Source organism: Streptomyces sp. TLI_171 (assembly GCF_003610255.1).
Taxonomy (GTDB): Bacteria; Actinomycetota; Actinomycetes; order Streptomycetales; family Streptomycetaceae; genus Kitasatospora.
In genome coordinates, this window is the sequence record NZ_RAPS01000001.1 from 194,924 (window position 1) to 218,201 (window position 23,278).

Annotated in this window: 24 protein-coding genes and 1 pseudogene; 14 read left to right on the top strand and 11 right to left on the bottom strand. The window is 75.0% G+C overall.

The features are described 5' to 3' along the window. Positions 1-1,059: a glycoside hydrolase domain-containing protein gene (locus BX266_RS00930; RefSeq protein WP_310794761.1), complete on the bottom strand. Its 1,059-nt coding sequence runs from the start codon at positions 1,057-1,059 to the stop codon at positions 1-3. A gap of 153 nt (positions 1,060-1,212) precedes the next feature. On the opposite strand from BX266_RS00930, the gene BX266_RS00935 reads away from it, so the two are divergent. Both BX266_RS00935 and BX266_RS00940 read left to right on the top strand, forming a co-directional pair. Further along, a complete protein-coding gene (locus BX266_RS00935; RefSeq protein WP_099897029.1) occupies positions 1,213-1,647 on the top strand; it encodes a BlaI/MecI/CopY family transcriptional regulator in 435 nt (144 codons plus the stop codon). 3 nt (positions 1,648-1,650) lie between these two features. After that, complete coding sequence (locus BX266_RS00940) at positions 1,651-2,583, top strand: M56 family metallopeptidase (protein ID WP_099897030.1); 933 nt, start codon at positions 1,651-1,653, stop codon at positions 2,581-2,583. A 21-nt stretch (positions 2,584-2,604) separates the two neighbouring features. Here BX266_RS00940 and BX266_RS00945 read toward each other — a convergent pair whose 3' ends face one another. Both BX266_RS00945 and BX266_RS00950 read right to left on the bottom strand, forming a co-directional pair. Beyond that, complete coding sequence (locus tag BX266_RS00945) at positions 2,605-4,164, bottom strand: LCP family protein (protein WP_259464470.1); 1,560 nt, start codon at positions 4,162-4,164, stop codon at positions 2,605-2,607. After that, positions 4,157-4,720, bottom strand: a complete 564-nt coding sequence (locus BX266_RS00950; RefSeq protein WP_099897031.1) for a DUF6542 domain-containing protein — start codon at positions 4,718-4,720, stop codon at positions 4,157-4,159. Before BX266_RS00950 ends, BX266_RS00945 begins: the two co-directional genes overlap by 8 nt. A 248-nt stretch (positions 4,721-4,968) precedes the next feature. Here BX266_RS00950 and BX266_RS38290 point away from each other — a divergent pair, with 248 nt between their 5' ends. From BX266_RS38290 to BX266_RS00970, 3 genes are all read left to right on the top strand, one after another. Beyond that, on the top strand, positions 4,969-5,640 hold the full coding sequence (locus tag BX266_RS38290; RefSeq protein ID WP_180290335.1) for a lytic transglycosylase domain-containing protein: 672 nt from the start codon (positions 4,969-4,971) through the stop codon (positions 5,638-5,640). A 579-nt stretch (positions 5,641-6,219) separates the two neighbouring features. Further along, a complete protein-coding gene (locus BX266_RS00965; RefSeq protein WP_099907225.1) occupies positions 6,220-6,798 on the top strand; it encodes an EF-hand domain-containing protein in 579 nt (192 codons plus the stop codon). Positions 6,799-6,890: 92 nt separating this feature from the next. Further along, a complete protein-coding gene (locus tag BX266_RS00970) occupies positions 6,891-7,625 on the top strand; it encodes a VIT family protein (protein ID WP_099897034.1) in 735 nt (244 codons plus the stop codon). A gap of 89 nt (positions 7,626-7,714) precedes the next feature. Here the strand turns inward: BX266_RS00970 and BX266_RS00975 are convergent, their stop codons facing one another. Further along, positions 7,715-8,812, bottom strand: a complete 1,098-nt coding sequence (locus BX266_RS00975) for a chemotaxis protein (RefSeq protein WP_099897035.1) — start codon at positions 8,810-8,812, stop codon at positions 7,715-7,717. A gap of 82 nt (positions 8,813-8,894) precedes the next feature. Next, positions 8,895-9,473, bottom strand: a complete 579-nt coding sequence (locus BX266_RS00980; protein WP_099897036.1) for a DUF2809 domain-containing protein — start codon at positions 9,471-9,473, stop codon at positions 8,895-8,897. Between the two features lie 62 nt (positions 9,474-9,535). Between BX266_RS00980 and BX266_RS39555 the strand changes: the two genes are divergently transcribed. The 3 genes from BX266_RS39555 (at position 9,536) to BX266_RS00990 (ending at position 11,742) form a co-directional block, all read left to right on the top strand. Beyond that, the gene (locus tag BX266_RS39555; RefSeq protein WP_259464471.1) at positions 9,536-9,829 is read left to right on the top strand and encodes a 2'-5' RNA ligase family protein; all 294 of its coding nucleotides are present in this window, start codon (positions 9,536-9,538) and stop codon (positions 9,827-9,829) included. A 17-nt stretch (positions 9,830-9,846) separates the two neighbouring features. Next, entirely contained in the window at positions 9,847-10,068 is a 222-nt protein-coding gene (locus BX266_RS39560; RefSeq protein ID WP_259464473.1) for a hypothetical protein, read from the top strand. A gap of 150 nt (positions 10,069-10,218) precedes the next feature. Then, positions 10,219-11,742 carry a hypothetical protein gene (locus BX266_RS00990; protein ID WP_099897038.1) on the top strand — a complete coding sequence of 508 codons (1,524 nt, stop codon included), beginning with the start codon at positions 10,219-10,221 and terminating at the stop codon, positions 11,740-11,742. A 10-nt stretch (positions 11,743-11,752) separates the two neighbouring features. Here the strand turns inward: BX266_RS00990 and BX266_RS00995 are convergent, their stop codons facing one another. After that, the gene (locus BX266_RS00995) at positions 11,753-12,832 is read right to left on the bottom strand and encodes an epoxide hydrolase family protein (protein WP_099907227.1); all 1,080 of its coding nucleotides are present in this window, start codon (positions 12,830-12,832) and stop codon (positions 11,753-11,755) included. Positions 12,833-12,930: 98 nt separating this feature from the next. On the opposite strand from BX266_RS00995, the gene BX266_RS01000 reads away from it, so the two are divergent. Beyond that, the gene (locus tag BX266_RS01000) at positions 12,931-13,401 is read left to right on the top strand and encodes a MarR family winged helix-turn-helix transcriptional regulator (RefSeq protein WP_099897039.1); all 471 of its coding nucleotides are present in this window, start codon (positions 12,931-12,933) and stop codon (positions 13,399-13,401) included. Between the two features lie 49 nt (positions 13,402-13,450). Next, positions 13,451-14,362: pseudogene (locus BX266_RS39565) on the top strand (serine hydrolase domain-containing protein); the annotation flags it as partial. Between the two features lie 582 nt (positions 14,363-14,944). Here the strand turns inward: BX266_RS39565 and BX266_RS01010 are convergent. Continuing rightward, on the bottom strand, positions 14,945-15,625 hold the full coding sequence (locus BX266_RS01010; RefSeq protein WP_099907229.1) for a macro domain-containing protein: 681 nt from the start codon (positions 15,623-15,625) through the stop codon (positions 14,945-14,947). A gap of 203 nt (positions 15,626-15,828) precedes the next feature. On the opposite strand from BX266_RS01010, the gene BX266_RS01015 reads away from it, so the two are divergent. Together BX266_RS01015 and BX266_RS01020 are read left to right on the top strand one after the other, a co-directional pair. Beyond that, entirely contained in the window at positions 15,829-17,451 is a 1,623-nt protein-coding gene (locus tag BX266_RS01015) for an ADP-ribosyltransferase domain-containing protein (RefSeq protein WP_099897040.1), read from the top strand. 106 nt (positions 17,452-17,557) lie between these two features. Beyond that, positions 17,558-18,334 carry a methyltransferase domain-containing protein gene (locus tag BX266_RS01020; protein WP_099897041.1) on the top strand — a complete coding sequence of 259 codons (777 nt, stop codon included), beginning with the start codon at positions 17,558-17,560 and terminating at the stop codon, positions 18,332-18,334. Between the two features lie 7 nt (positions 18,335-18,341). On the opposite strand, the gene BX266_RS01025 is transcribed toward BX266_RS01020, so the two are convergent. From BX266_RS01025 to BX266_RS01035, 3 genes are all read right to left on the bottom strand, one after another. After that, positions 18,342-18,689, bottom strand: coding sequence for a transcriptional regulator (locus BX266_RS01025; RefSeq protein ID WP_099897042.1), 348 nt, complete (start codon positions 18,687-18,689; stop codon positions 18,342-18,344). Next, the gene (locus tag BX266_RS01030; RefSeq protein WP_143686835.1) at positions 18,686-19,429 is read right to left on the bottom strand and encodes a hypothetical protein; all 744 of its coding nucleotides are present in this window, start codon (positions 19,427-19,429) and stop codon (positions 18,686-18,688) included. Before BX266_RS01030 ends, BX266_RS01025 begins: the two co-directional genes overlap by 4 nt. Positions 19,430-19,530: 101 nt before the next feature. Beyond that, positions 19,531-19,932 carry a pyridoxamine 5'-phosphate oxidase family protein gene (locus BX266_RS01035; protein ID WP_099907231.1) on the bottom strand — a complete coding sequence of 134 codons (402 nt, stop codon included), beginning with the start codon at positions 19,930-19,932 and terminating at the stop codon, positions 19,531-19,533. A gap of 197 nt (positions 19,933-20,129) precedes the next feature. Between BX266_RS01035 and BX266_RS01040 the strand changes: the two genes are divergently transcribed. Both BX266_RS01040 and BX266_RS01050 read left to right on the top strand, forming a co-directional pair. Continuing rightward, positions 20,130-21,590 carry a DUF2252 domain-containing protein gene (locus BX266_RS01040; protein ID WP_399171202.1) on the top strand — a complete coding sequence of 487 codons (1,461 nt, stop codon included), beginning with the start codon at positions 20,130-20,132 and terminating at the stop codon, positions 21,588-21,590. 190 nt (positions 21,591-21,780) lie between these two features. Continuing rightward, on the top strand, positions 21,781-22,764 hold the full coding sequence (locus tag BX266_RS01050) for a hypothetical protein (RefSeq protein ID WP_180290336.1): 984 nt from the start codon (positions 21,781-21,783) through the stop codon (positions 22,762-22,764). Between the two features lie 7 nt (positions 22,765-22,771). Here BX266_RS01050 and BX266_RS01055 read toward each other — a convergent pair whose 3' ends face one another. Next, positions 22,772-23,257: a MarR family winged helix-turn-helix transcriptional regulator gene (locus tag BX266_RS01055; protein ID WP_099897046.1), complete on the bottom strand. Its 486-nt coding sequence runs from the start codon at positions 23,255-23,257 to the stop codon at positions 22,772-22,774. Positions 23,258-23,278: the final 21 nt, after the last annotated feature.

Sequence of the window (23,278 nt, forward strand, 5' to 3'; positions counted from 1 at the left end):
TCAGCCGACGAGGGCGACGGGCGCGTCCCAGGCGTTGCGGTCGACGGTGACGGTGGCGCCGCCGTAGGTCTCCTTCTGGTTGATCTGGTACTGGTGGGCGCGGCGGTGCCCGGTCCACAGGTCGGCGGCGAACGGGAAGCTGCCGGCGGTGTCGGCCGCGTCGTCGTAGCGGGCGTACCAGAGGGCGTCGGGCAGGTCGGTGGCGCCCTGTCCGGCGGCGTTGGCGATGCCGGCGGCGCTGGAGGTGGCGAAGCCGTAGAACCCGGCCCAGTAGCCGGAGTTGTGCACGGCGCGGTTCCAGGACCGGACGTAGCTCAGGACGGCGGCGGCGCAGGCGGTGTCGGCGCTGTTGTATGCCTCGACGTCGAGGTAGAGGGTGCTGCCGGGGCGCATGGCGAGGGCGGCGGCCTTGGCGACGGCGTCCTTGCCGTCGGTGGTGCCGAGCTGTTCGGCGGTGTCGGCGGTGAGCTTCTCGGGGCTGTTGCCGGTCTGGCACGGGGGCTGGGCGCCGACGTACAGCGGGACGAGTCTCCAGCCGCTGCCGCTGACGGACCTGACCCAGTCGGCGGTGAGCTGGGGCTGCGCGCAGCCGCGGTTGCGGCCGCCGACGTAGACGGCCGCGGCGCCGTACGGGGAGGTGCCGTGCCAGGCGTTCATGGTGGCGAGCGAGGGGGCGGTGCAGGTGTCGAAGGCGAGTCCGGTGAACGTGGCGGGCGCGGCCGCGGGCAGCGGCGCCGCCTGCACGGAGGCCGAAGCCGAGGCCGACGCCGGGGCCGGGACCGAGGGCGACGGCGAGACCGGGGTGGAGCCCGAAGCGGCGGCGGAGGCCGGGGCGGAGCCGGCGCCGGTGGCCGGGGCGGAGGGAGCGGCGGCGGGCAGGCTCGCGGCGGCCGGGGCGGTGGCGGGCGCGGCGGCGCCGGCGGGGCTGTCGCCCGTGCTGTCCCGTCCGGTGGCGGTGAACGCGGCGGCCCCGGCGCCGACCGCCAGCACGGCGGCGGCGGAGAGCAGGGCGGCGCGCCGCCCTCGGGGGGACCGGCGGGCTCGGCGGCGGTGCGGCACGTGCGCTCCAACGGGCTGGTGGATCAACGAGTCCGCACACCATAACGGGTGCTTGACGATTCCTTTACCCGGGTTCCGGCCGCGCGGGGGCGGCCCCCTACTATGGCGGTGAACAGTCGAGTCGGGCGCGGGCCGCGCCGGAGGGAGTCTCCGATGGAGTTGGCGGGCCGCGGCGCGGAGCACGGCGGGGGTTTGGACGGCGGTCGCCGTCGCCGCGGGCAGGGCGAGCTGGCGACGGAGGTGCTGTCGGTGCTCCACCGCGCGCCGGGGCCGGTGACGGCGTCCTGGGTGCAGGAGCAGGTCGGTGGGGAGCTGGCGTACACCACGGTGATGACGATCCTGTCGCGGCTGCTGGCGAAGCAGGCGGTGGTGCGCAGCCGGGTGGGCCGGGCGTACGTCTGGTCGGCGGTGGCGGACGCGGCGGGTCTGACGGCGCGTCGGATGCGGCGGCTGCTGGACACCGAGCCGGACCGGGACGCGGTGCTGGCCTCCTTCGTGACGGCGTTGACGCCCGCGGACGAGCAGGTGCTGCGGTCGTTGCTGATCGCGGCGGAGCCACCGGAGGGTGGCGGGGGCGGCGGGCGCTGAGCGATGGGTGTGTTCGTCTTCCTTCCGCTGGTGCTGCCGTTGACCTCGCTGCCGATCGCGCGGCTGGCCGAGCACCATCTGCATCCGCGCAACGCGGTGCGGCTGCTGTCCTGGATCGGCGTGACGATGGCGGTGTGCAGCACGCTGGCGTTGGCGCTGCTGTTCGTGGTGGGTACGGCGCAGATCCCGGGGAACCCGCTGCCGGACAGCTGGTCGGATCCGGAGATCCGGACGGCGGTGCCGTTCCACGAGGAGGTGGGTACGGCGGCGGTGGTGGGTCTGGTGACGGTGCTGACGGCGTGTGCGCGCTCGCTGCGCCGTCATCTGCGGATCCGGGCCCGGGCGCAGCGGGTGCTGGCGCCGCTGCCGGCGGGCTCGGACGTGGTGGTGCTGCCCGATCCGGAGCCGTACGCGTACGCGGTGCCGGGCGGGTCGGGCCGGGTGGTGGTGTCCTCGGCGATGATGGACAGTCTGGACGCGGACGAGCAGCGGGCGCTGTTGGCGCACGAGCGCTCGCACCTGGTGAACCGCCATCACCGGTTCCTGTTGGCGGCGCAGTTGGCGAGTTGTGTGAATCCTTTTCTGCGGCCGTTGCAGAAGGCGGTGGGTTATGCGACGGAGCGGTGGGCGGACGAGGAGGCGGCGGGTTCGGTCGGTGACCGGCGGCTGACGGCGCGGGCGGTGGCCCGGGCGGCGCTGGTGACCAGGGGTGCGGGTCCGCTGCCGTCGGTGGCGGCGTTCGCCGCGCCGGGACCGGTGCCGCGCCGGGTGACGGCGTTGCTGAGTCCGGCGCTGGGTGAGGCGTGGCCGCCGCCGGCGTCTCCGGCGGGGCTGGCGGCGATGGTCGCGGCGGCGGGGACGGCCGTGTCGGCGGTGTCGGCGTTGAACGCGGCGGTGGCGTTGCTGCTGCTGGTGAAGGCGGCGACGCCGTGGTGACGCCGCCGCTCTGACGGCCGGTCAGTCGACGCAGGGGACGCCGCCGGCTTTCACCGGCGGGCCCTGCATCTGCAGGGTGGGTGTGGCGGTGGGCTGCGCGGGTTCGGCGGTCGAGGGGGCGGTGCGGTCCGCGCCGAGGACGATCTGCACGTGTCCGGGGGCGACGGCGCCGGCGGCGGTGGCGGTGGCCCCGTAGCGGACGGCGAGTTGCCGGGCGGTGTCCTGGGCGCCGGTGCCGTACTTGACGGTGGTGGCCCTGGGGCGGGTGTCGGCGGTGTCGATCTTCCCGGTGCGGTAGCCGAGCGCGGCCAGCGCCCTGGCCTCCTCGCCGGCGGCTCCGGACGTGGGCGAGCCGTTGAGCACGTCGACGGTGACGTCGGCGGCGGGGCTGCCGGCCGGGGCGGAGGGCGCGGGCGGGGCGGAGGGTGCGGGCGGGGCGGAGGGTGCGGGCGAGGCGGGCTCGGTGGGCCGGCCGAACAGCTGCTTGACGATCCGTCGGAGCTTGACCGGGTCGACCTGGTTGACCTCCTGGCCGCCGATGGTGGCGAACCTGTCGATCGGCAGGGTGTTGAACTCGACGTTGCCGCCGGTCAGGTTGGGCGCCTGCTGGGCGAAGTCGAGGATCTGCCACTCGTCGTCGATCACCACGTCCTTCTTGACCACATCGAGCAGCGCCTGCAGTCTGCCGAGGTCGTCGAGGACGCCCTGCTGCTTGAGCTTGTACTCGACGGAGGCGAGGAAGGCCTGCTGGCGGTGGGTGCGGTCGAGGTCTCCGTTGGTCAGGTTGTGCCGCTGCCGGACGAAGGACAGCGCGTCGGCGGCGTTCAAGCGGCTTTCGCCGGCGGGCAGTTTGAGGCCGGTGCCGCCGCCGGGGCGGGTGACGTTGCCCTTGCTGTCGGTGATCCGGGGGACGATCGGGTCGTTGACGGGCTTGTTCAGGCAGACCGGGATCGGTTCCAGGGCCTTGGCGATGTCGTAGAAGCCGAGCAGGTTGACCTCGGCGAAGTGGTCGATCGGGACGTCGAGGAGTTTCTGCACGGTCTGGATGGTGGCGGAGCGCCCGGCCTCCCGGCTCCGGCGCTCCAGGTCGGCGCCCTTGACGCCGTCGGCCCGGAGCTTCTGCTCGGCGGCCTCCTTGGCGAAGCCGTACGCCTCCTTGACCTTGTGCATCCTGCCGTCGGCGCCGTAGGTCTGCACCCAGTCGTCGCGGGGGACGGACACCGCCTGGACCTTTCCGCCGGGCGGGATGTGCAGCACGATCAGCGAGTTGGTGTTGTAGCCGCCGATCTCGCTGGACCCGGCGTGCAGTTCGTCCTGGACGAACTCCTTCGGCAGGTCGTTGCCGTCCATGTCCTTCCGGCTGTCCAGGCCGATCAGCAGGATGTTGATCGACTTGTCGAGGTGCCCGGGGGCGTTCTTCTTCGCCTCGTCCAGCGCGTGCGAGCGCTGGACGCCGTTCAGGTCGCTGACGGTGTACCAGGCGAAGCCGCCGACCGCGAGCACGGCGAGCGAGACCCCGCAGGCGACGGTGCGGGCGGCCAGCACCAGCGGGGCGGGGCGGCGGGCGAGGCGCTCAGCCACGGCGCGGCCCCCGGGCTCGGCGGGGGCGGCGGGTGCGGGCGATCCGGACGGCGACGGCCAGCAGGGCGGCGGCGAGCGCGCCGACCATCGGCCAGAACTGACCGCTGACCAGTTTCAGTCCCTGGGTGGCGAGTCCGGCTCCCCGGTAGCGCTCGCCGTGCGCCAGGTACGCGACGCCGAAGGCGGTGGCCAGGGTGACCACGGGCGCGCCGCTGGCCACCCACCACCAGCCGGCGCGACTGCTGACCAGGGCGGCCATGGCGGCGCCGAGCACCGCGCAGAGGGTGTACAGCGCGCCCGGACCGGACCCGAGCAGCTCGTCCGCGAGCGCGCCGAGCAGCGGCAGGCCGAGGGCGGGCAGCACGGCGGGCATCCGGTTCGGCGCGGCCACGGCGGGGGCGGCCGCACGGCCGCCGCGGGGGGCGGCTGCGGGCCGGGGTCCGCGCTGGGGCGGGACGGGGTGTCCGGCCGGGTCCGCGGTCGCCGTCCGCGGCGCGTGCTCGTCCCGCCACAGCGGTGCGCCGTCACGCGTGCCCGCCGTCCTTCGCCCCGTCATCGACACCTCTCGTCCACTGCCGCGCCGCCCGGGCGACGTCCGACCGTCCCGGGTCCTGGGACGCGCTACGGGTACGGAGCGGTTCCGGCGCGCCGGAGCGGAGCTCGGGTCGGGGCGCACGGAACCGCTCCGGGTACGTAAGCTCGGCCCCGGGTCGCCACCCGCGAACGGGCGACACCTGGCAGAACGCGACACCCCGGCCGCAGGACACGGCCGGGGTGCGGCGACGAACCGAAGGAGGGGCTCCGGTGGCGGAACGCGCCGCGAAGTGGCCGTGGGCGGTACTGGCGTTGGCGGTGCTGGCGATCTGGGGGTACGAGCGCTCCGGTGACCCCGCTCCCCCGCCGGCCGCCGCGCCCGCGGCCTCCTCCGCCGGGGCGCAGCCCTCCGGGTCCGCGTCGCCGCCGGGATCGGCCTCGCCCCGGGCCGCCGCCGACTACGATCCGCCGCGGTTCGCGGCCGAGGTGAAGAAGTACGCGGCCGAGGCGGGCGTCGACCCGCAGTTGGTGATGGCGGTGCTGTTCAACGAGGCGTACAAGCCGCACGGCCCCGAGGTGGAGCGGGCCTGGCAGAAGATGAAGCCGGACGCCTCCTTCGGCATCGCCAACATGCACCGGGCGGCGTACGAGGAGTGCAGCAAGGGCCGCCCGTTCGCGGACCGGCCGTGGGAGGACCTGCCGGACGATCCGGCGCTCGCCGTCCGCGCCGAGGCCTGGCACCTGCACGACCTCGGTGCCCAGCTTCCCGCGAAGTGGTCGGGGCCCTACAACCGCAACGAGTTGATGGCGCTGGGCTACAACACCGGGGCGGGCAACATGCTGGCCTTCGCGCGGGGCGCCAACCCCGGCCCGGAGGCCCGCTCCTACCTCGACCGGCTGCACGACAACTGGTCCAAGTCAGCTGAGGCGCTGGCATCCTGACGGTAAATCAGGGGTGCGCGACGACGTCGAGTTCCTCGCTGGGGGTGGGCCATCCACTTGTCGGCCGCCGGCGGAAGCAGTCCACCACGCCGCAGGATCGCCTCCGGCCGGAGCCGGACGCCCGGGTCTCCGCCCCGGTGCGCGACGGCGCCCTCGATGCCGCCGAGCCGGTCCATGACGCCGCCCTCCGGCGGCGAGTCCGGGACCACCCGCCAGTGGTACATCAGTGGGAATCCGGCGTACTGTCGCGCCAGCACCCAGCCGGTGGCCGGCTCGTGCACGGCCGGCTCCCGCCAGGCGGCGACGCCGGCCGAGCCGATCCCGTCCTGGTAGCGCGGGCGGCAGCCCGAACACGTCCGCCGTGGAGCGCCGTGCCTCGGCGGCCGGCAACGGCACCCGCTTCACGAACAGGCTCCTGCCGCCGACCTCGACCACCCCCGTCCGGCCGCCGGCGCCCGGACCGCTGCGTCGTCGAGCCGCGCCGGCGCCTCCCGCGGCGCCGGGTGTTTCCGCGCTCCCCGGCTCCGCCGCCCGGCTATGATGACGCTCCGTCAACTGTCCACCACCGAAAGGCAGCCGGTGTCCGACGATCTGCTCATCGCGAAGATCAGCCACGGCTTCGACCACCTCGACGCCGACGGGGACGGCCGCCTCACCGAGCGCGACCACGTCCTGATGGGCCAGTCGGTGGCGCGTTCCCTGGGTCACCCGGCCGGCTCGGCGGAGGAGGCCCGGATCGTCGACGCGTACGTGGCGATCTGGCGCGAGCTGCACCTGCCGCACCTGCCGGTCGGCGCGCACGCGATCGGCCGGGCGCAGTTCCTGGAGTCGACCGGCTCGCTCGCCGACGACCCGAAGACCGCCGAGGCGACCCTCGGCGAGCTGGCCCGCGCCTTCCTGTCGATCGCGGACGCCGACGGGAACGACGCGGTCGACGCCGAGGAGTTCTTCCTCTTCCAGCGCGGCCACTTCCCCCAGCTGCGCCGCAGCGACGCGGACACCGCCTTCGCCCACCTGGACCGGGACGGCGACGGCGCCCTCTCCTCCGAGGAGTTCGTCACCGCCATCCTCGAGTACTGGACCAGCCGGGACCCCGACGCCCCGGGCAACTGGTGGACCGGCAGCCCCCAGGGCGACCCGGACCCGACCACCTTCTGACCGCCCGCCGCCGGTCCCCCGCGGCGACGCGTTCCGCGAGCTCACCGTGCGGCTGCGCGGTCAGCGCGGCGCCGGCGGGCAGACTGATCGGCATGACGGCTTCTCAGCAGCAGGACCCGGGCCCGGCGCACCCCGGCGAGGCGCACGCGGGTGCGCTGGGCGGGCGGTTGAACTGGCTGCGGGCGGCCGTGCTCGGCGCGAACGACGGTGTGGTGTCGACGGCGGGCCTGGTGGTGGGCGTGGCGGGTGCGAACTCGACGTCCGCCGAGCTGCTGACGGCCGGTCTGGCGGGCCTGCTGGCGGGCTCGTTGTCGATGGCGGCGGGCGAGTACGTGTCGGTGAGCACCCAGCGGGACGCCGAGCAGGCGGCGCTGGCGCAGGAGCGCCGGGAGCTGCGCCTGACGCCGGAGGCCGAGTTGGCGGAGCTGGCGGGCATGTACGAGGCGAAGGGCCTGGATGCCGAGCTGGCCCGCCGGGTGGCGGTGCAGCTGACCGCGCACGATGCGCTGGCGGCCCATGCCGAGACCGAACTGGGCATCGACCCGGACGAGTTGACCAATCCGTGGCATGCCGCCTGGGCGTCGTTCCTGGCGTTCACGGTGGGTGCGCTGCTGCCGCTGCTGGCGATCGTGCTGCCGCCGCCGAACCACCGGGTGTGGATCACGGTGGTGGCGGTGCTGGCGGCGCTGGTGGTGACGGGCGCGGCGAGTGCCCGGCTGGGCGGGGCGGACCCGCGCCGCGCGGTGCTGCGCAACGTGCTGGGCGGCGGCATCGCGATGGCCGTCACGTACGCGGTGGGCTCGATCCTGGGCGCGTCCACGGACTGACGCCCGCCCCGGCGGCCGGGGCGGGCGGCGCGGGGCGGGCGTCGGGGAGGCGGTCGCCGTTCAGGCGGGTCGGGCCTCCGGGGACGGGGTCAGTAGCGCAGGTCGGCGGCGATCCGGCCGGCGTCGGAGAGCGTGCCGTCGGGGACGAAGCTGACCTCCGCACCGGTGTCGAGGACGCGCTCGATGACCTCGTCGACGATGTCCTCGCGGGCGCCGGGCTGGTCGGCCTCGGCGGGAACCAGGTGCTCGCCGTCGTCGCGGACGGTGGTGCGGAAGCTCTCCTCGACCACCAGACGGGCGATCCGGCCCTCGGCGGCGGTCTGCCAGACCTCGTCGAGTCCGGCGGCGAAGGCCTGCCGGCCGCGGGCCTTGTCGAGTTGGGCGAGGGCGTCGGTGATCTCCTGGTCGGCGTGCGCGCGGACGGCGGGCTCGACCACCTGGCGGACCGTCTCGGCGTTCGCCTGGGCCAGGCCGCCGTGCGGGACCTGCGCGGTGGACAGCTTGGCGATCGGGCCGGCGGCGTCCAGCAGGGCGAGCGCGGGGGCGTCGCCGAACACGTACAGCGGGCGGGGGTCGGCGGCGAGCACCTTGCCGACCTCGGTGTCGGCCTGCCGCAGGAAGGTCTTGGTCTCCTCGTCGCGGAAGGTGCTGGGGGTGTCGCCGATCCGCTCCTGCCGCTCCGGGTCGGGGTTGTCGTAGACCCGGACCAGCGGGAAGCCGTTGCCGGTCTGCTCGGTGACGCGTTCCTTGTTGCCGCCCCAGAGCGTCACCCGGTCGGCGGCGACGGCGAGCACCCAGTAGGGGCGCTCGGCGATCTGCGAGGAGACCAGGTTGCGGGTGAGGAAGGTGTCGGAGAGGACCACCCGGGCGGCGGCGGTACGGCCGAGTGACCAGACCTGGTGCTCGCCGGGCGCGGCGAGGATCGCCAGGCCGTCCTCGGCGTGCACCAGGTCGACCTCGGTGAGCGCCCGGTCGAGCTGTTCCAGCACGTCGATCCGGTCGGCCCGGGAGACCTGGGGGTCGGCCTCGATCCGCTCCTTGGCCTCGGCCACCAGGTTGCGCAGGCGTACCGGGTCCTGGGCGTTGTCGGGCTCGCGGCGGTGGGTGGGCATCAGGATCGACACCGCCGGATAGGGGCGGGGCCGGCGCAGCTCGGCGAGGACGGCGGGGCTGAGGGCGGGGTGCATGGAGACCCTTTCCGAAGGCGGTACGGCCTTCTCTGCGTGGACTCGCGAAGCCTGGTTCTGCTCCCGAATGTCCCAAATGTACCTATTTGCCTCCGGGGGCGTCGAACCCCGGGCCCGTCCGCCTCTCCCCGTTCGGCCCATCCCCCGGGCCGGTCCCGCGCCTTGACGCCCCGTCGACGAGGGCCCGCAGGGCCAGTCGGACGGCCACCACGGCGGCCGCGCCCAGCAGGTACGCGGGCAGGTCCGACAGGTCGAAGGTGGTGCCGAGCACCAGCCGGGCGAGGCGGCTGTGCGCGCCGAGATCGGCGGGGACACCGGTGAGCTGGAACAGTTCGACGGCCCAACTGGCGGCCAGCGCCGCGCCGCCGGCCGTCCACGGCCCGAGCCGGGGCGCGGCGGCCATCAGCAGGGTGTGCAGCAGCGCGGTGTACAGCGCCCCGCCGAGCAGCGCGGCGGCGGCCGGCGGCGCCAGCCCCGGGGCGACCAGGCCGAGCCCGAGGACCGCCGCCGCGGCCAGCAGCCAGCCGGCCCGCGCCCGGTACCCGGGCCGTGCGGGGTCCCGGTACCGGGGCCGTGCGGGGTCCTGGGGCCGGGCGGCCCGAAGGTCCGTCACCTCCGGGGCGGGGTGCGGCTGTGCCTGGTGCGGTTCCCTGGTGCGCATCCCGGCAGCCCATCACACCGCCCGGCGCGGGTGGCCACGGGGGCGGGCCCTACGGTGGTGGCATGCGGACCATCGAGTTGACGTGCGATCCGGCCCTGGACCGGGCGGTGCGGACGGTGTGGCGGCAGCTGGCCGACGCCGGCGTGGACTCGCTCGCCGACAACCCGCACCCGGCGCACCGCCCGCACCTGACCCTGGCGGTCTGCGGCGCGCTCACCCCGGAGCAGCTCGCCGCGGTCGGTGAACTGCTGGCCGGCGCACTGCCGTTGCGGGTGCGCCTGTCGGGCCTGCTGTCGTTCAGCGCCCGCAGCCGCCGCCGGGTGCTGGCCTGGGGGTGGTGCCGGGCCCGGAGCTGATCGATCTGCACCGTGCCGTGAGTCGCCTGCTGGCGGCCGCCCCGGAGCCCAACCCGCTGTACCTGCCCGGCCGTTGGATGCCGCACCTGGGCCTGACCCGCCGGGTCGGGCCCGACGGCCTGGCCCTCGCCCACCAGGTGCTGGGCCGGCACCCGGACCTCGCCGGGGTCTTCGACGCCGCCCGCACCTTCGACTCCGACACCCAGCTGACCGTCCCCCTCCCGCTGCCTCCCGCCTGACGCCGGGGGAGGTTCTGCCGTCGCGCCCCGCGGCCGGTCGGGGCGGTGGTCCGACGGTCCCGGGGCTTCCGTTTATCCGTTGTCCATCGACCTTCGCCAGGATGCCGGACGAGCCTCGCATCCGTTCCGCGTCCGAGCCGAAGGACCGCCTTGAACCAGCCGCTGACCCCCGCCCAGCAGCAGACCCTGCAACAGCTGAACACCCGGATCGACCAGTTCGTCTCGCTCGGGTCGACCGCGGCGCTGACCGCGACCGGCGTGCTGAACGGCGCGGCCGCGGGCAGTGTCGTGGCGGGCGAGTTCCACCGGCGATTCCAGCGGCTGGGGGACTGCCTGCGCGGGCTGGGCGCGAAGGTGGTGGTGGCCGACCAGCTGCCGGAGCCGATGGGCGCGAACACCGTCATCACCAACGGCGCGCAGCCCGCGGTGCGGTACCTGCAGCTGCGGTCGTCGCTGGTGCGCCCGGGCGCGACCGCGCTCACGCCGCGCGCGCTGACCCTGGTGCACGAGTTGTCGCACGCGCTGGACGAGGCGGGGATCCACCCGGTCAAGGACTACGCGTACCGCAAGGGCTGGGCCTGGCACCACCTGACGCCGGAGCTGGCGGCCTGCAACGCCGACTCCTTCGCCGAGGCGGCGGCGCAGCTCGCGGAGCAGGCGGAGCAGCGCCCGGGCCGCTACCAGGTGGCGGGGCTGGTCCCGGCTCAGCGCGACGCCCTGCACCTGGCGTCCGCGAGCACCGATCTGGGCGCGGCGCTGGCCTGGGTGGACCTGCTGGTGAACCGGGCCTGGCTGCGCAGCGACGACAGCGCCGGGCTGGCCGCCGACGAGTTCCGCAACGGCGCCTGGGCGGCGAAGGAGGCGGAGTGGCGGGCGGACGCCAACTGGGCGGCGCTGCTGCGGATCGAGGAGTCGCTGACAGCGAAGGGCCTCATCGGCAGCCGGTACGCGGGCCTGCTGAACACCGGGCTGGACGAGGCGGACAAGCTGACGGTGCGTCGGATCCACCAGGCGCTGACCTCGCTGAAGGGGGCGCTGGACACGCTGGTGCTCGACCCGGTCACGGTCGGGGCGACCCGCGAGGTGGTCTACACGCCGGCGACCCGGACCTTGACGGTGCCGCACGCGGTGACCGGGGAGGGCACGGTGGCGCTGGGCGAGCGGATCCTGCGGGCGCTGATCTCCGGCCTCACCCCGCCGGCCGCCGGGACGACCGGGGTCGACGTCCGGCCGCAGCTGCGCCAGGTCGTCGACCGGCTGGTGGCCAACGACCGCCCCCGGGAGCGGTTCGCCCTCCAGCCGCTGTGGGCGGCGTTCCGGGACCGCCCGGTGACGCGCACCGACCCGGCCGCGTGGCGGGCGCTCGCCCTGGACCTGAAGCGGGCGGTCCTCGCCAACACGGCGGCGCTGTGGCAGACCATCGCCGCCGACGCCGCCGAGCTCGCGACCCAGCCGGCCGACAAGCGCCAGGCACTGCCGGACCTGCACCTCGCCCTCGCGGAGGACCTGGAGCTGGCGGAGGCGATCGGCGCGCAGCGCGAGCCGACCCGGGCGGAGTTCACCCAGCTGATCGCCGCCCTGGACGCGATCGCCGCCGCCGTCACCCCGCTGCACGCCGACCGCCGGGAGACCTACCGCGAGCTGCGCCTGCGCCTGGCCCCCTTCGCCGTCTAGCGCCGGGCCCTCAGCGGGCGAGCGCCGTCAGGAAGAACTCCCGGATGTCCGCGCCGAGCAGGTCGGGCGCCTCCATGGCGGCGAAGTGGCCGCCGCGGTCGAATTCCGACCAGTGGCGGACGTCGTAGCGCAGTTCGGCGATCGGGCGCACCGAGCGGGTGATGTCGTGGGCGAACACCGCGACGCCGAGCGGCACCGGGCAGGGGGCGGCGGCGCGCGGGGTCTCCCGGGTGAGGCGGGCGGAGGAGGCGGCGGTGGCGGTGAGCCAGTACAGCGCGACGCCGGTGAGGATGCGCTCGTCGTCGACGGGGGCGGCCGGGTCGGTCCAGTGGGCGAACCGTTCGGCGATCCAGGCGAGTTGGCCGACGGGTGAGTCGGTGAGCGCGTAGCCGAGGGTCTGCGGGGCGGTGGCCTGCAGGGCCTGGTAGGCGGGGCGGTTGGCCATCAGGTGGCGGACCTGCGCCAGCCGCTGCTCGTCGGCGGCGGAGAGTTCGAGTCCGGGTTCGGGCGGCGTCGGCAGGTAGTTGACGTGCACGCCGATCACCCGGTCGGGGGCGTGCGCGCCGAGGGCGAGCGAGATGCCGGCACCGAAGTCGCCGCCCTGGGCGCCGAACCTGTGGTAGCCGAGGCGGTCCATCAGTTCGAGCCAGGCGCGGGCGACCCGGTTGACGTCCCAGCCGCGCTCCCGGGTGGGGCCGGAGAAGCCGAAGCCGGGGATGGACGGGATCACCAGGTGGAAGTCCCGGCGCAGCGGCTCGATCACGTCGAGGAATTCCAGGAACGAGCCGGGCCAGCCGTGGGTGAGGATCAGCGGCAGCGCGTCTGGGCGTTCGGAGCGGACGTGCAGGAAGTGGATCCGCTGGCCGTCGATCTCGGTGAGGTGGTGCGGCAGTCGGTTGAGCGCGGTCTCGTGCGCGCGCCAGTCGTAGCGGGTGCGCCAGTGCTCGGCGAGTTGTCGGAGCCGGGCCAGCGGAAAGCCGTAGTCCCAGCCCGCGCCGTCGAGTTCGTCGGGCCAGCGGGTGCGGGCCAGGCGGTCGGCGAGGTCGTCGAGGTCGACCTGCGGGACGTGGATGCGGAAGGGCTCGATCACGGCGGTCACTCCCCATATCGTTAGTGGCATGAACGTTTGTCGCACTAACGAAGGTAGACTGTTAGTGGCACTAACGCAACAGTGGGAGGAACCCGACCATGAGCCCCGCCCCCGAGGACGCCACCCCGGACCGGCTGCGCGCCATTCCCAGCCGCCTGCTGGCCGGCGCCGCGGCCGCCGCGGACCGGCTGGTCTCCGACCGGCTGGCCGCCGAGGGCGCCCGCAAGTGGCACTTCGCCGTCCTGGTCGCGCTCGCCGAGTCCGGCCCTGCCAGCCAGTCCGAGCTGAGCGGGCGCACCGGCGTCTACCGCAGCGACCTGGTCGCCGTCCTCAACGAACTCGCCGACGCCGGCTTCGTGGTGCGCGACCCGGACCCGGCCGACCGCCGGCGCAACGTCGTCACGCTCACCCCCGCCGGCCGCGCGCGGCTGCGCCGGCTGGACGACCTGGTCACCGCCGCCCAGCGGGACCTGCTCGCCCCGTTGACCTCGCGCCAGCAGTCCGAACTCACCGACCTGCTGGTCCTGCTGACCACCCATCACCGCCCGCCGCACGAGACCGACCGGTAGGGTGCGGCGGTCCGGGTGCCCAGCACCTGGCCGACCCCCGGGAGCCGCCATGTCCTCGCAGCGCGTCCTGCTGCCACGTTCGACGCCGGCCGCCGCGGGAGTCTCCGCCCGCGCGGTCCTGGCGCTGCTGGACCGCCTGGAGGCGGGCGCCGTCGAGTGCCACTCGCTGATGGTCGTGCACCGCGGCCGGGTGGTCGCCGAGGGCTGGTGGGCGCCGTACTCGGCCGAACGGCCGCACCTGCTCTACTCGCTGACCAAGTCGTTCACCTCGATCGCCGTGGGGCTCGCGGTCGCCGACGGCCTGCTCGCGCTGGACGACCGGCTGGTCGACGTGCTGCCCGACCGCGTCCCGCCGGGCGTCTCCGCGCAGGGCCGCCGGATCACCGTCCACCACCTGCTGACCATGACCGCCGGGCACCCGGCGGACAGCCTCACCGAGGCCTGGGAGCTGGAGCCCGATGATCTGGTGAAGGGCTTCCTCCGGCTGCCGTTCGCCGTTCCCGAGGGCACCCGGCACACCTACGACAACTCGACCACCTACCTGCTGGCGCGGATGGTGGAGCGGGTCACCGGACGCGGCCTCCCGGAGTTCCTCGACGAGCGCCTCTTCGGGCCGATGGGCGTCGACCACGCCGAGTGGGACCGGGTGAAGAGCGGCGCCGCCTTCGGGTTCCACGGGCTGCACCTCACCACCGAGGCGGTCGCCGCCTTCGGCGAGCTGCTGCGGCGCGGCGGCCGCTGGGGCGAGCGGCAGCTCGTCCCTGGCGACTGGATCGAGCTGGCGACCGGACGGCACGCCGACACCGTGCCGTTCATCGAGGGAGCCGACGATCCGGACTTCTCCTGCGGCTACGGCTACCAGTTCTGGCGCTCCCGGCACGGCTACCACGGGCACGGCTCCTTCGGGCAGCAGTGCGTGGTGGTCCCCTCCCACGAGCTGGTGGTCGCCGTCACCGCCCAGGGGAACTCCCAGCAGGTGCTGGACGCCCTGTGGGAGTGCCTGCTCCCCGGCATCGGCGCGCCCGGCACCGCCGAGGACGACGCGCTCCTCGCCGATCGCCTGCGCCGGCTGTCCCTGCCGCCCGCACCGGGCTCGGCGGACCCCGGCCGTTCGGCCGAGGCCACCGTCGACGCCTCCCCCGAGGGCTCGGCCCTGCCCGAGGGCGCTGCGGTTCTCGTCGCTCCCGTCGCCGGCGGCTGGCAGGTCCGGCTCGGGAACCTCCCCGAGATCGAGGTGGGCCACCGGAGTTGGCGGGAGAGCTCGCCGCTCGGCCGCCCCGTCGTGGCCACCGGCGGCTGGCACGACGGCCGCTTCCTCGCCGATCTCCACCTGGTCACCACGCCGCACCGCGTCCGGCTGACCGTCGCCCCCGGCACGGGAACCGCGACCGCCACCTGGAGCACCGTCCCCCTCACCGGCCCCCGCCTGGAGCTGCACCTGCGCTCGCCCCTGATGACCCGGCCGGACGTCGGGCAGGACGGCGTCCCGGGCCGTTTCGGGCCGGCCGTCTTTCGATCCGGGGGCGGGGCGGGGCGGAGCGGCTCAGCCGCGCCTGCGGGTCGCGCGGGCCGGGACGGCGAGGCGGACGGGGCGCTCGGGCGGGGCGGCGAGCAGGTCGTCGAGCTGGTCGGTGACGGTGCGGCGCAGTTCCTCGTCGTCGCTGAACTCGTGGTCCTGGAAGAGCGAGTGGCCGGTCCACATCAGGTTGGCGCAGACCCGGGCGGGGACCTGACCGGTCTGGGCGCCGAGGCCGACCAGGGCCACGGAGGCGATCGAGCCGGGGGTGGCGGCGTTCTGGCGGTGCACGGCCTGGAAGGCGGCGGCGCAGGCGAGCGCGACGTTCAGCGTATGGCTGACGTTCTGCCGGGAGGTGCGCATGGTGGGCGTGGAGATCAGGAAGCGCGGGACGGCCGCCCCGGAGGGGACGCAGACGGCGCTGCCGACCGGGAGTTCACCGCCGTGGCCGTCGCGGATGGCGCGCTGCACGCGCAGCTGGATGCCCGCGCCGAGGTGGCGCTTGACGACGGCGTCGAGGCCGCCGTTCATCAGGCCGCGGGAGTTGGTGGGCGACACCCAGGCGTCGACGTCCACGTCGAGGATCGAACCGGTGCGGATCTCGATGTCGGGGGTTCCGGCGAACGCGGCCCGCCAGGCGTCCACCACCTCGGGGTTGAGGTCGGTCAGCACCACGCGCAGCGGCTCGGGGGTGTGCTTGACGGTCATGCGGCGAACTCCGTTCGTCCGGCGGCTCGTTGTCGATCACGAACCTATCGGTGGGCACCGACAGCGGCGCGGTGACGGACTGTCAGCGGCCGCGGATAGGTTGGTTCCCGGATCGCACCGCGCCGACCGCCCGTCCGGGCAGGTCGCGGCGGGTGCGCGTGTCCGCCGACCCCTGCCGATCAGCCATCCGCCGGAGCCCTGCCATGACTGAGTCCCCCGCGCCCGACGCGCAGTTCGACGCCGCCGACCCGCTCGGTCTGGCCCCGCTGTTCAAGGGCGGCGGCGAGCCCTGGCTGGAGGTGCTGAAGCCGGTGATCGAGGCGCAGCCGGCCGCGGCCGCGTTCATCGGCCCGGGCCGCGGCCAGGACGTGGTGCCGGTGCGGGAGTTGACCTTCCAGGCGTTGAAGCCGAACGCGCCGCAGAAGTGGAAGGTGGTGGTGTTCGGGCAGAACCCGTACCCGCGGCCGGAGAGCGCCACCGGCATCGCGATGTTCGACAACACCTTCCACGACTGGAAGGACAGCCAGTTCGGCCGGGTGGTGAGCATCCGCTGCATCGTCAAGGCGGCGGCGATGTGGAAGTACGGCATCCCGAAGAAGACGCCGATCGCCGACCTGCGCGGGCTGCTGGCGCAGCACGGCACGGTGCAGCCGCCGGAGTGGTTCCAGGCGATGCTGACGCAGGGCGTGCTGCTGCTGAACGCGGCGCTGACGGCCAGCAGCGACGGTTCGACCGGTCCGGCCGCGCACACGGCGTTCTGGAAGCCGGTGGCGGAGCGCATCGTGGAGGAGATCCTGCGGGCCAAGCAGGACGGTCCCAAGGAGGACCGGGGTGTGGTGTTCGCCTGGTGGGGTGCGCACGCGCGCTCGCTGAAGTCGGTGGTGCAGCGGCTGGAGAAGAAGTACCCGGCCGTGCAGGTCCGGCACATCGACCACCCGAATCCGGCCGCGCAGGGCGACGTCTTCTGCGACGGCGAGCACTTCGCGCAGGTGAACGCGGCGCTGGCGGGTCTCGGCGCGGACCCGGTCGACTGGCTGCCCAGCGCGGGCTGGCAGGCGGCGGCCGCGGCGGACGGCCGCACCGACGGGGAGACCGCGTCACGGATGGGCGCGTTCATCGCCTCCACCATGGAGCTGCACCAGCTGTACCTGGAGCGGCTGGCCTCGGTGAAGGACGAAGGTCTCGAACTGCCGCCCGTCACGGGCGTGTTCGACCTGGAGGCGGTCGGCTTCCGGGAGGCCGTGGAGCCGGTGGCGGCGCTGCTGCGCGGCCTGGAGCGGCACGTCGGCTCGGCGCACGAGTTCGGCAAGCGCCGCGCCGACGGCGGCTCGCAGGCGGTGCTCGACGCGGAGGCGATCGCCGCGCTCCACCTGTACACCTGCGAGTCGGCGTTCTACCGGGAGTTGAACGCGGTGCTGCGGCACCCGGACCGCTCCCGGCTCACGCCGTACCTGCCGTACCTGCGGCTGCTGTTCGACGCGGTGGGCCGGCTGCCGGTGCGCACCGAGCCGCTGTGGCGCGGCGTCGGGCTGGACCTGCGCGCGCAGTACCCGCTGGGGCGGACGGTGACCTGGTGGGGCGTGTCCTCGTGCACCTCGCGTCCGGGGGTGGCCCGCTCGTTCCTGGGCAGCCGCGGCCGGCGGACGCTGTTCGAGGTGCGGCCGGCCCGGGCGGTGGGAATCCGCGAGTTCTCGGCGTTCACCGACGAGGAGGAGTACATTCTGCTGCCCGGCACCCGGTTGACGGTCACCGACGTGGTGGCGGAGCGCGGCGGGTTGTGCACGGTGACGCTCACCGAGTCGGCGGACGGCCCGCTGGTCTCGTGACCGTGGTGCGCGCCGGAGCGCGGCGACCCGGCCCGTTCCGGCGTGCGCCCCTTGTGCTGCGCGCGAGAGCTTCCCTGGCGGGGCCGGGTTTGATTGACTTCCCGTCATGACCTCCCCCGTGTTCGAGACCGTGCCGCCCGATCCGATCGCCTACCTGGATCGGTTGGCCGTCTCCGAACTCGGCCGGGAGTACAAGGCGACGATGCTGGCGGCGCTGGCGGTCGAGCCGGGCCACACCGTGGTGGACCTGGGCTGCGGCCCGGGCACCGACCTGCCGGCCCTGGCGGAGGCGGTCGGCTCGGGCGGCACGGTGCTCGGCGTGGACCACGACCGGGAGGCCGTCGACACCGCCGCGGACCGCACCGCCCACCTGCTGCAGGTCTCCGCCCGCCTCGCCGACCTGCACGAACTCCCGCTGGCCGACGCGAGTTGCGACCGGGCCCGCACCGACCGGGTGCTGCAGCACGTCGCGGACCCGTCGCTGGCCCTGCGCGAGGCCCGCCGGGTGCTGCGCCCGGGCGGCCTGCTGGTGCTGGGCGAGCCGGACTGGGGCACCCTGACCGTCGACCACCCGGACGCCGCGCTGACCGCCGCCTACACCCGCTACGTCACCGACCACGCGGTGCGCAACGGCCGGATCGGCAGCCAACTCCCCCGGCTGGCCGCCGAGTCCGGCCTGGACGTGGTGGACGTCCACCCGATCACCCCGGTGTTCCGCCAGGTCGGCCCGGCCGACCTGGTCCTCGGCCTCCAGCGCGTCACCCGCCGGGCCGTGGCGGCCGGCTACTTCTCCGCCCCCGACGCCGACCGCTGGCTCACCCATCTCGCCACCGGCCCGTTCCTCGCCACCGTCACCTTCCACGTGGTCACCGCGCGGGCCTGACGCGCCGTCAGCCCGCTCCGGCGTCCTCGATCCGGCGGATCAGGCGCTTGAGTTGGGCGACCTCCTCGCGCAGGGCGTGGTGGCCGGCCGGGGTGAGGCTGACCCAGGTGCGGGGGCGGCGGCCCTCGTAGCCCTTCTCGATCTCGATCAGGCCGGCCTTCTCCAGGACGGTGAGGTGCTGGCCGAGGTTTCCGGCGGTCAGGTCGAGGGTGCTGCGCAGGAAGCCGAACTCGGCGCGCCGGGCCTGGTGGGCGACGGTGAGGACGCCGAGCCGGATCCGCTGGTGGACGGTGTCGTCGAGGGCCTTGGCGGGGTGCTGTTCGGTCTCCTCGGGGGGAGCCTGATCGGTGCTCACGCGGCGGCCTTCGGGGTGCGGGTGCGGCGGCCGGCCAGGCCGAAGGCGAGGGCCCCGGCCAGCAGGTAGAGCGCGGGGACGCCGAGGCGGGTCGCGGCGGACCACGGGCCCGCGGCGGTGCCCCACCAGCCGAAGGTGACGGGGAGCAGTTCCAGCGCCAGGTATCCGGCGGTGAAGGCGAGCAGGGCGCGGCTGCGTTCGATCCGGGCCAGCACCAGCAGCGGGACACCGACCGCGGCGGCCTCGCCGAGGAAGTGCTGGAGCAGCAGCGTCCCGGGCCTGTCGGCCGCCAGGTGCAGTCCCCAGAAGTGGAGTTCGGCGCCGGGCCCGGCCTGCGAGGCGCCCCACCAGGTGGTCACGGCGAGCGCGGCCGTGGCCGCCGCTCCGGCTGCCACGTAGGGGCGGACGGGTGTGCCGACGCCGCGTCGGCGGGAGCGCCGCAGGTACCAGGCGGCAGTGGCGGCGTAGGCCAGCAGCAGGCCCGCGGTCCAGTAGGCGGGCGAGCCCTGGCGCATCAGGGTGCAGGTCTCGGCGGAGCCGCCGGCGCCGGGCGGGCAGGGGACGTTCTCCCGGTGGAAGGTGAGCCGGCCCGCCAGGATGCCGCCGAGCGTGAGCAGGCCGAACAGCAGCAGCGGGATCCACGCGTCGCGCTGGACCGCCCGGACCCGCCTGGTCAACTCGCCCAGGCCGGCCAGGACTTCACGGGGGGTGCCGGGCAGCGGCACCGAAGCATCTGTCATGCAGTCAGCTTTGCATTACAGACCAGTCGTGGCAAGAGAGCGGATGCGAAAAGGGCGGACGCCCGTCGGCGCCCGCCCTTCTGCTTGCTGGAATCCGTCGTTCAGGCCCGGCCGAGGGCGCGGTCGACGGTGATCTCGATGACCACCCGCTCGGGGTTCTCCCGGGGCTGGCGGTAGCGCTCGGCGTAGCGGCGCACGGCGTCGGCGACCGAGGCGGCGTCCTGCCGGATCACCGCGCGGCCCTCCAGGGTGGCCCAGCGGGCCCGGTCGACCTGGCAGATCGCCACCCGCTGCCCGGCCTCGCCGGCGGCCAGCACGTTGCGGACCTTGCGGCTCTCCCGGCTGCTGATCACCCGGGCGATGCCGGTCTCCGGGTCGAAGGTCGCGCCGACCGGGACCACGTGCGGGGTGCCGTCGGGGCGCAACGTGGTCAGGGTGCACAGCTGGTACTCGCGCCAGAAGTCCAGGTACGCCGGGTCGAGGTTGCGGATGTCGTGTGCCATGTCCCGCATGGTACGGCCGTGCACGACGTGTTCCGGGGCGGACCCGCCCGCTGCGGCGGGCCGCCGGCCCGGTAGCGTCACCGCTGGTGGGGGCGGTCCCCGCCGGTGTCGCGGTGCGGCGGAGGGAGTCCGGGGTGTCGGCGGTCGGGGCGTGGGAGCAGGGCGCGGCGGAGCTGCCGGAGGTGGTCCCGACGACCGTGGAACCGGTGTTGCAGGGACGGGAGTTCGCGGTCGACGGATTCGCCGGCGCCGCGTCCTGCGTCCCGGCGCATCCGACCGCGCTGGAGCTGGACGGGGCGGCGCTCGCGGAGGGCCCGAAGCGGCGCGGCAAGCTGCTGCGCGAGCGGGTGCCGCTGGACTGGCACGCCCGGCTGCTGCTCTCGGCCTCCCGCCCGGAGGTGGCGGCGGCGGTGGAGTCGGCGAACGCGGGCCGGCTGGCGCACCTGGTGCCGATCCGGGTGGGGCGGATGGCGGCCTCGCCGTTCGCGTTCCTGCGCGGTTCGGCCGGCCTGATGGCGCACGACCTGGCGACCACGCCGGTGAGCGGGATCGCCGCGCAGCTGTGCGGGGACGCGCACGCCGCCAACTTCGGCCTGTACGGCGACGCCCGGGGCCGGTTGGCGCTGGACCTGAACGACTTCGACGAGACGGTGTCCGGCCCCTGGGAGTGGGACCTGAAGCGGCTGGCGGCCAGCCTGGTGCTGGCCGGTCGGCAGGCGGGCGCGGACGAACCGGCCTGCCGCCAGGCCGCGTCCGACGCGGTGGCGACGTACCGGCGGACGGTGCGCCGGTTGGCGAAGCTCCCGGCGCTGGACGCCTGGAACGCCTGGGACGCCATCGCCGACCACCAGTTGGTGGAGTTCGCGGGGGCGCACGAGCTGGCCGAGGTGCTGGCGGCGGTGTCGGCGAAGGCCCTGCGCAACACCGGCGCGAAGTTCGCGTCCCGCTCCACCGTCCGCACCGCGGACGGCGGTTGGCGTTTCGTGCCGGCGCCGCCGGTGCTCAGCGAGGTGACCGACCGTCAGGCCGAGCTGGTGGCGGGCTCGTTGGCGTCCTACCGGCACACGGTGGCGGCCGAACTGCAGCCGCTGCTGTCCCGGTTCCGGGTCCAGGACGTGGCGTTCCGGGTGGTCGGGACGGGCAGTGTCGGCACCCGTTCGTACGTGGTGCTGCTGACGGACCGCCGGGGCGGGCCGCTGGTGCTGCAGGTGAAGGAGGCGCGGCCGTCGGCGCTGCTGCCGCACCTGGCCCGGGCGGGCTTCCCGGTGCCGCCCGAGGGCGGGCACGAGGGCCGCCGGGTGGTGCTGGGCCAGAAGCGCATGCAGGTGGTCTCCGACCCGCTGATGGGCTGGACCAGCGTGGCCGGACTCCCCTACCAGGTACGGCAGTTCCGCAACCGCAAGGGCAGTGTCGACCCGGCCGCGCTGACCCCCGCCCAGCTGGACGACTACGGCCGGCTGACCGGCGCGCTGCTGGCCCGGGCGCACGCGCACACCGCCGACGCGGCGCTGATCGCCGGCTACTGCGGCAAGGACGACCGCCTGGACGACGCCGTCTCGCGCTTCGCAGTGGCCTACGCGGACCAGTCGGAGGCGGACCACGCGGCGCTGCTGGCGGCCATCCGCAGCGGCCGCCTGCCGGCCGAGTCCGCGGTCTGATCCCGCCCCCGGCCCACCCGCCCCCGAACGCCGCCCCCGCCCCGCCCCGCCCCGACCGGAACGCCTGCTGTCGCACCCGCTCCACCCCGTCCCGATTGCGGTTCTGTCTCCGTTCATCCAGAACCCGCCCCGGCCCGGACACGTCCTGCCACATTGGTGGCAAAGCAGGTGTCCGGACGGGGGATTGACGATGGCTTCGGGGGACGAGCGTCGACCGGTCGACGCGGTGGTGGCGGCGCTGGTGCAGGACGGGCCGGCCGGTCCGGCGGCGGAGGCGGTGGCCCGGGCGCGCCAGGAGTTGCACCGCCTGCCGCGGTGGCGGGAGGCACTGGCCCGGGCCGAGGCCGCGCCGCAGGACGGCGCGGCCCTGGCGGCGCTCACCGAGGCCGTCACGGAGATGCTGGACCTCAACAGCGCGCTCGCCCACACCCTCGCGGCGACCCTGCCCGCTGCTCCCGCCGGGGCCGTCGCACCGACCGCTCCGCCGCCGGCGCCACCGTCCGCACCGCCGCTCGCACCACCGTCCGCTCCCCCGCTGCCGCCCGTTCCGCCGGGGCTGCCGCCGGTCGGGACGGTACCGGTCGACCCCGAGGCGGCGCGCCGCAACCGGGTGGCGCTGGGCGTGGGCGCGGTGGCCGTGGCGGCGGTGCTGGTCGCCCTCGGCGTGCACTTCCTCGGCGGCGGCTCCGGCGCCCCGCAGCTGCCGAACAGCGTGCAGGGCGACCGGATGCGGGCCAGCACGACCGACGGCAGCTACCCGAACTGGAAGCGGATCAGCGCCGACCTGACCGCGAGCGGAATGGTCGACCCGCAGGCCGCCCTGTACGGCTCGCTGCCGAACGCCACCTCCGGCGCCGCGCTGGCCGATGACGACCACCGACCCCGCTGGACCGTCATGGTCGCCAAGTCCAGCGCCACCTTCCAGCGCGAGCTGCAGAGCCACATCCTGGACCCGAGCGGCGACCACCCGCCGCGCCCCGTCCCGACCTCACTGCCCGGCACCATGTACTGCGACACCTACGACCCCGACGACTCCGCCACCGAACGCGAGGACGAGGCCGTCACCTGCGTCTGGACGGACGACAAGTACGTGATCATGGTCGAGGGCACCGGCGTCGACGAGCGCCTGCCCGCCTCCGTGGTCGAACGCGTGCACGCCGGCACCGAACACTGACCCCGGCTCAGAACCCCCCACCCGGGCCCGTCCCCGGGTCCGCCCCGGGGTCCGGGGCGGACTCCGCGGTCAGCGCTCGCAGGGCCCGGAGGAGAGCGGTTGCGTCGGCGGCGCCGAGCGGTGCGAGGAAGTCGCGCTCGGCCTCGGTGCGGACGGCTTCGGCTGCGCGCAGGAGCCTGCGTCCGGGCGCGGTGAGCACGACGAGGTTCTTGCGGCGGTCGGTGTCGCTGCGCCGCCGTTCGGCCAGGCCCTTCGCCTCCAGCCCGTCGACCAGGGCGACCATCGTGGTGCGGTCGACGGTCAGGCGCGCGGCGGCCTCCTGCTGGGAGAGCGGGACGTCCGCCGCGAGCACCGCGAGCACCGCCAGCTCCCGCCCGTCCACCCCGAGCGGAGCCAGCGCCCGCGTGGACGCCTCGGCGTAGCGCAGGTGCGCGTGCTTCAGCAGGTAGCCGAGGCGGCCGGTCAGCGGGCCGGGGCTTGCGTCACTGGTCATGGGGAGAGCGTATTCCGACAC

What these genes read in the sequence shown, in the direction of transcription:
- BX266_RS00950 (WP_099897031.1), bottom strand. Translation starts at nt 4,720, where the DNA reads ATGACGGGGCGAAGGACGGCGGGCACGCGTGACGGCGCACCGCTGTGG.
- BX266_RS01030 (WP_143686835.1), bottom strand. Translation starts at nt 19,429, where the DNA reads ATGACAGATGCTTCGGTGCCGCTGCCCGGCACCCCCCGTGAAGTCCTG.
- BX266_RS01050 (WP_180290336.1), top strand. Translation starts at nt 21,781, where the DNA reads ATGGCTTCGGGGGACGAGCGTCGACCGGTCGACGCGGTGGTGGCGGCG.
- BX266_RS00975 (WP_099897035.1), bottom strand. Translation starts at nt 8,812, where the DNA reads ATGCACCCCGCCCTCAGCCCCGCCGTCCTCGCCGAGCTGCGCCGGCCC.
- BX266_RS39555 (WP_259464471.1), top strand. Translation starts at nt 9,536, where the DNA reads ATGCGGACCATCGAGTTGACGTGCGATCCGGCCCTGGACCGGGCGGTG.
- BX266_RS01055 (WP_099897046.1), bottom strand. Translation starts at nt 23,257, where the DNA reads ATGACCAGTGACGCAAGCCCCGGCCCGCTGACCGGCCGCCTCGGCTAC.
- BX266_RS00935 (WP_099897029.1), top strand. Translation starts at nt 1,213, where the DNA reads ATGGAGTTGGCGGGCCGCGGCGCGGAGCACGGCGGGGGTTTGGACGGC.
- BX266_RS00940 (WP_099897030.1), top strand. Translation starts at nt 1,651, where the DNA reads ATGGGTGTGTTCGTCTTCCTTCCGCTGGTGCTGCCGTTGACCTCGCTG.
- BX266_RS01010 (WP_099907229.1), bottom strand. Translation starts at nt 15,625, where the DNA reads ATGACCGTCAAGCACACCCCCGAGCCGCTGCGCGTGGTGCTGACCGAC.
- BX266_RS01000 (WP_099897039.1), top strand. Translation starts at nt 12,931, where the DNA reads ATGAGCCCCGCCCCCGAGGACGCCACCCCGGACCGGCTGCGCGCCATT.
- BX266_RS00970 (WP_099897034.1), top strand. Translation starts at nt 6,891, where the DNA reads ATGACGGCTTCTCAGCAGCAGGACCCGGGCCCGGCGCACCCCGGCGAG.
- BX266_RS00980 (WP_099897036.1), bottom strand. Translation starts at nt 9,473, where the DNA reads ATGCGCACCAGGGAACCGCACCAGGCACAGCCGCACCCCGCCCCGGAG.
- BX266_RS01035 (WP_099907231.1), bottom strand. Translation starts at nt 19,932, where the DNA reads ATGGCACACGACATCCGCAACCTCGACCCGGCGTACCTGGACTTCTGG.
- BX266_RS01020 (WP_099897041.1), top strand. Translation starts at nt 17,558, where the DNA reads ATGACCTCCCCCGTGTTCGAGACCGTGCCGCCCGATCCGATCGCCTAC.
- BX266_RS01015 (WP_099897040.1), top strand. Translation starts at nt 15,829, where the DNA reads ATGACTGAGTCCCCCGCGCCCGACGCGCAGTTCGACGCCGCCGACCCG.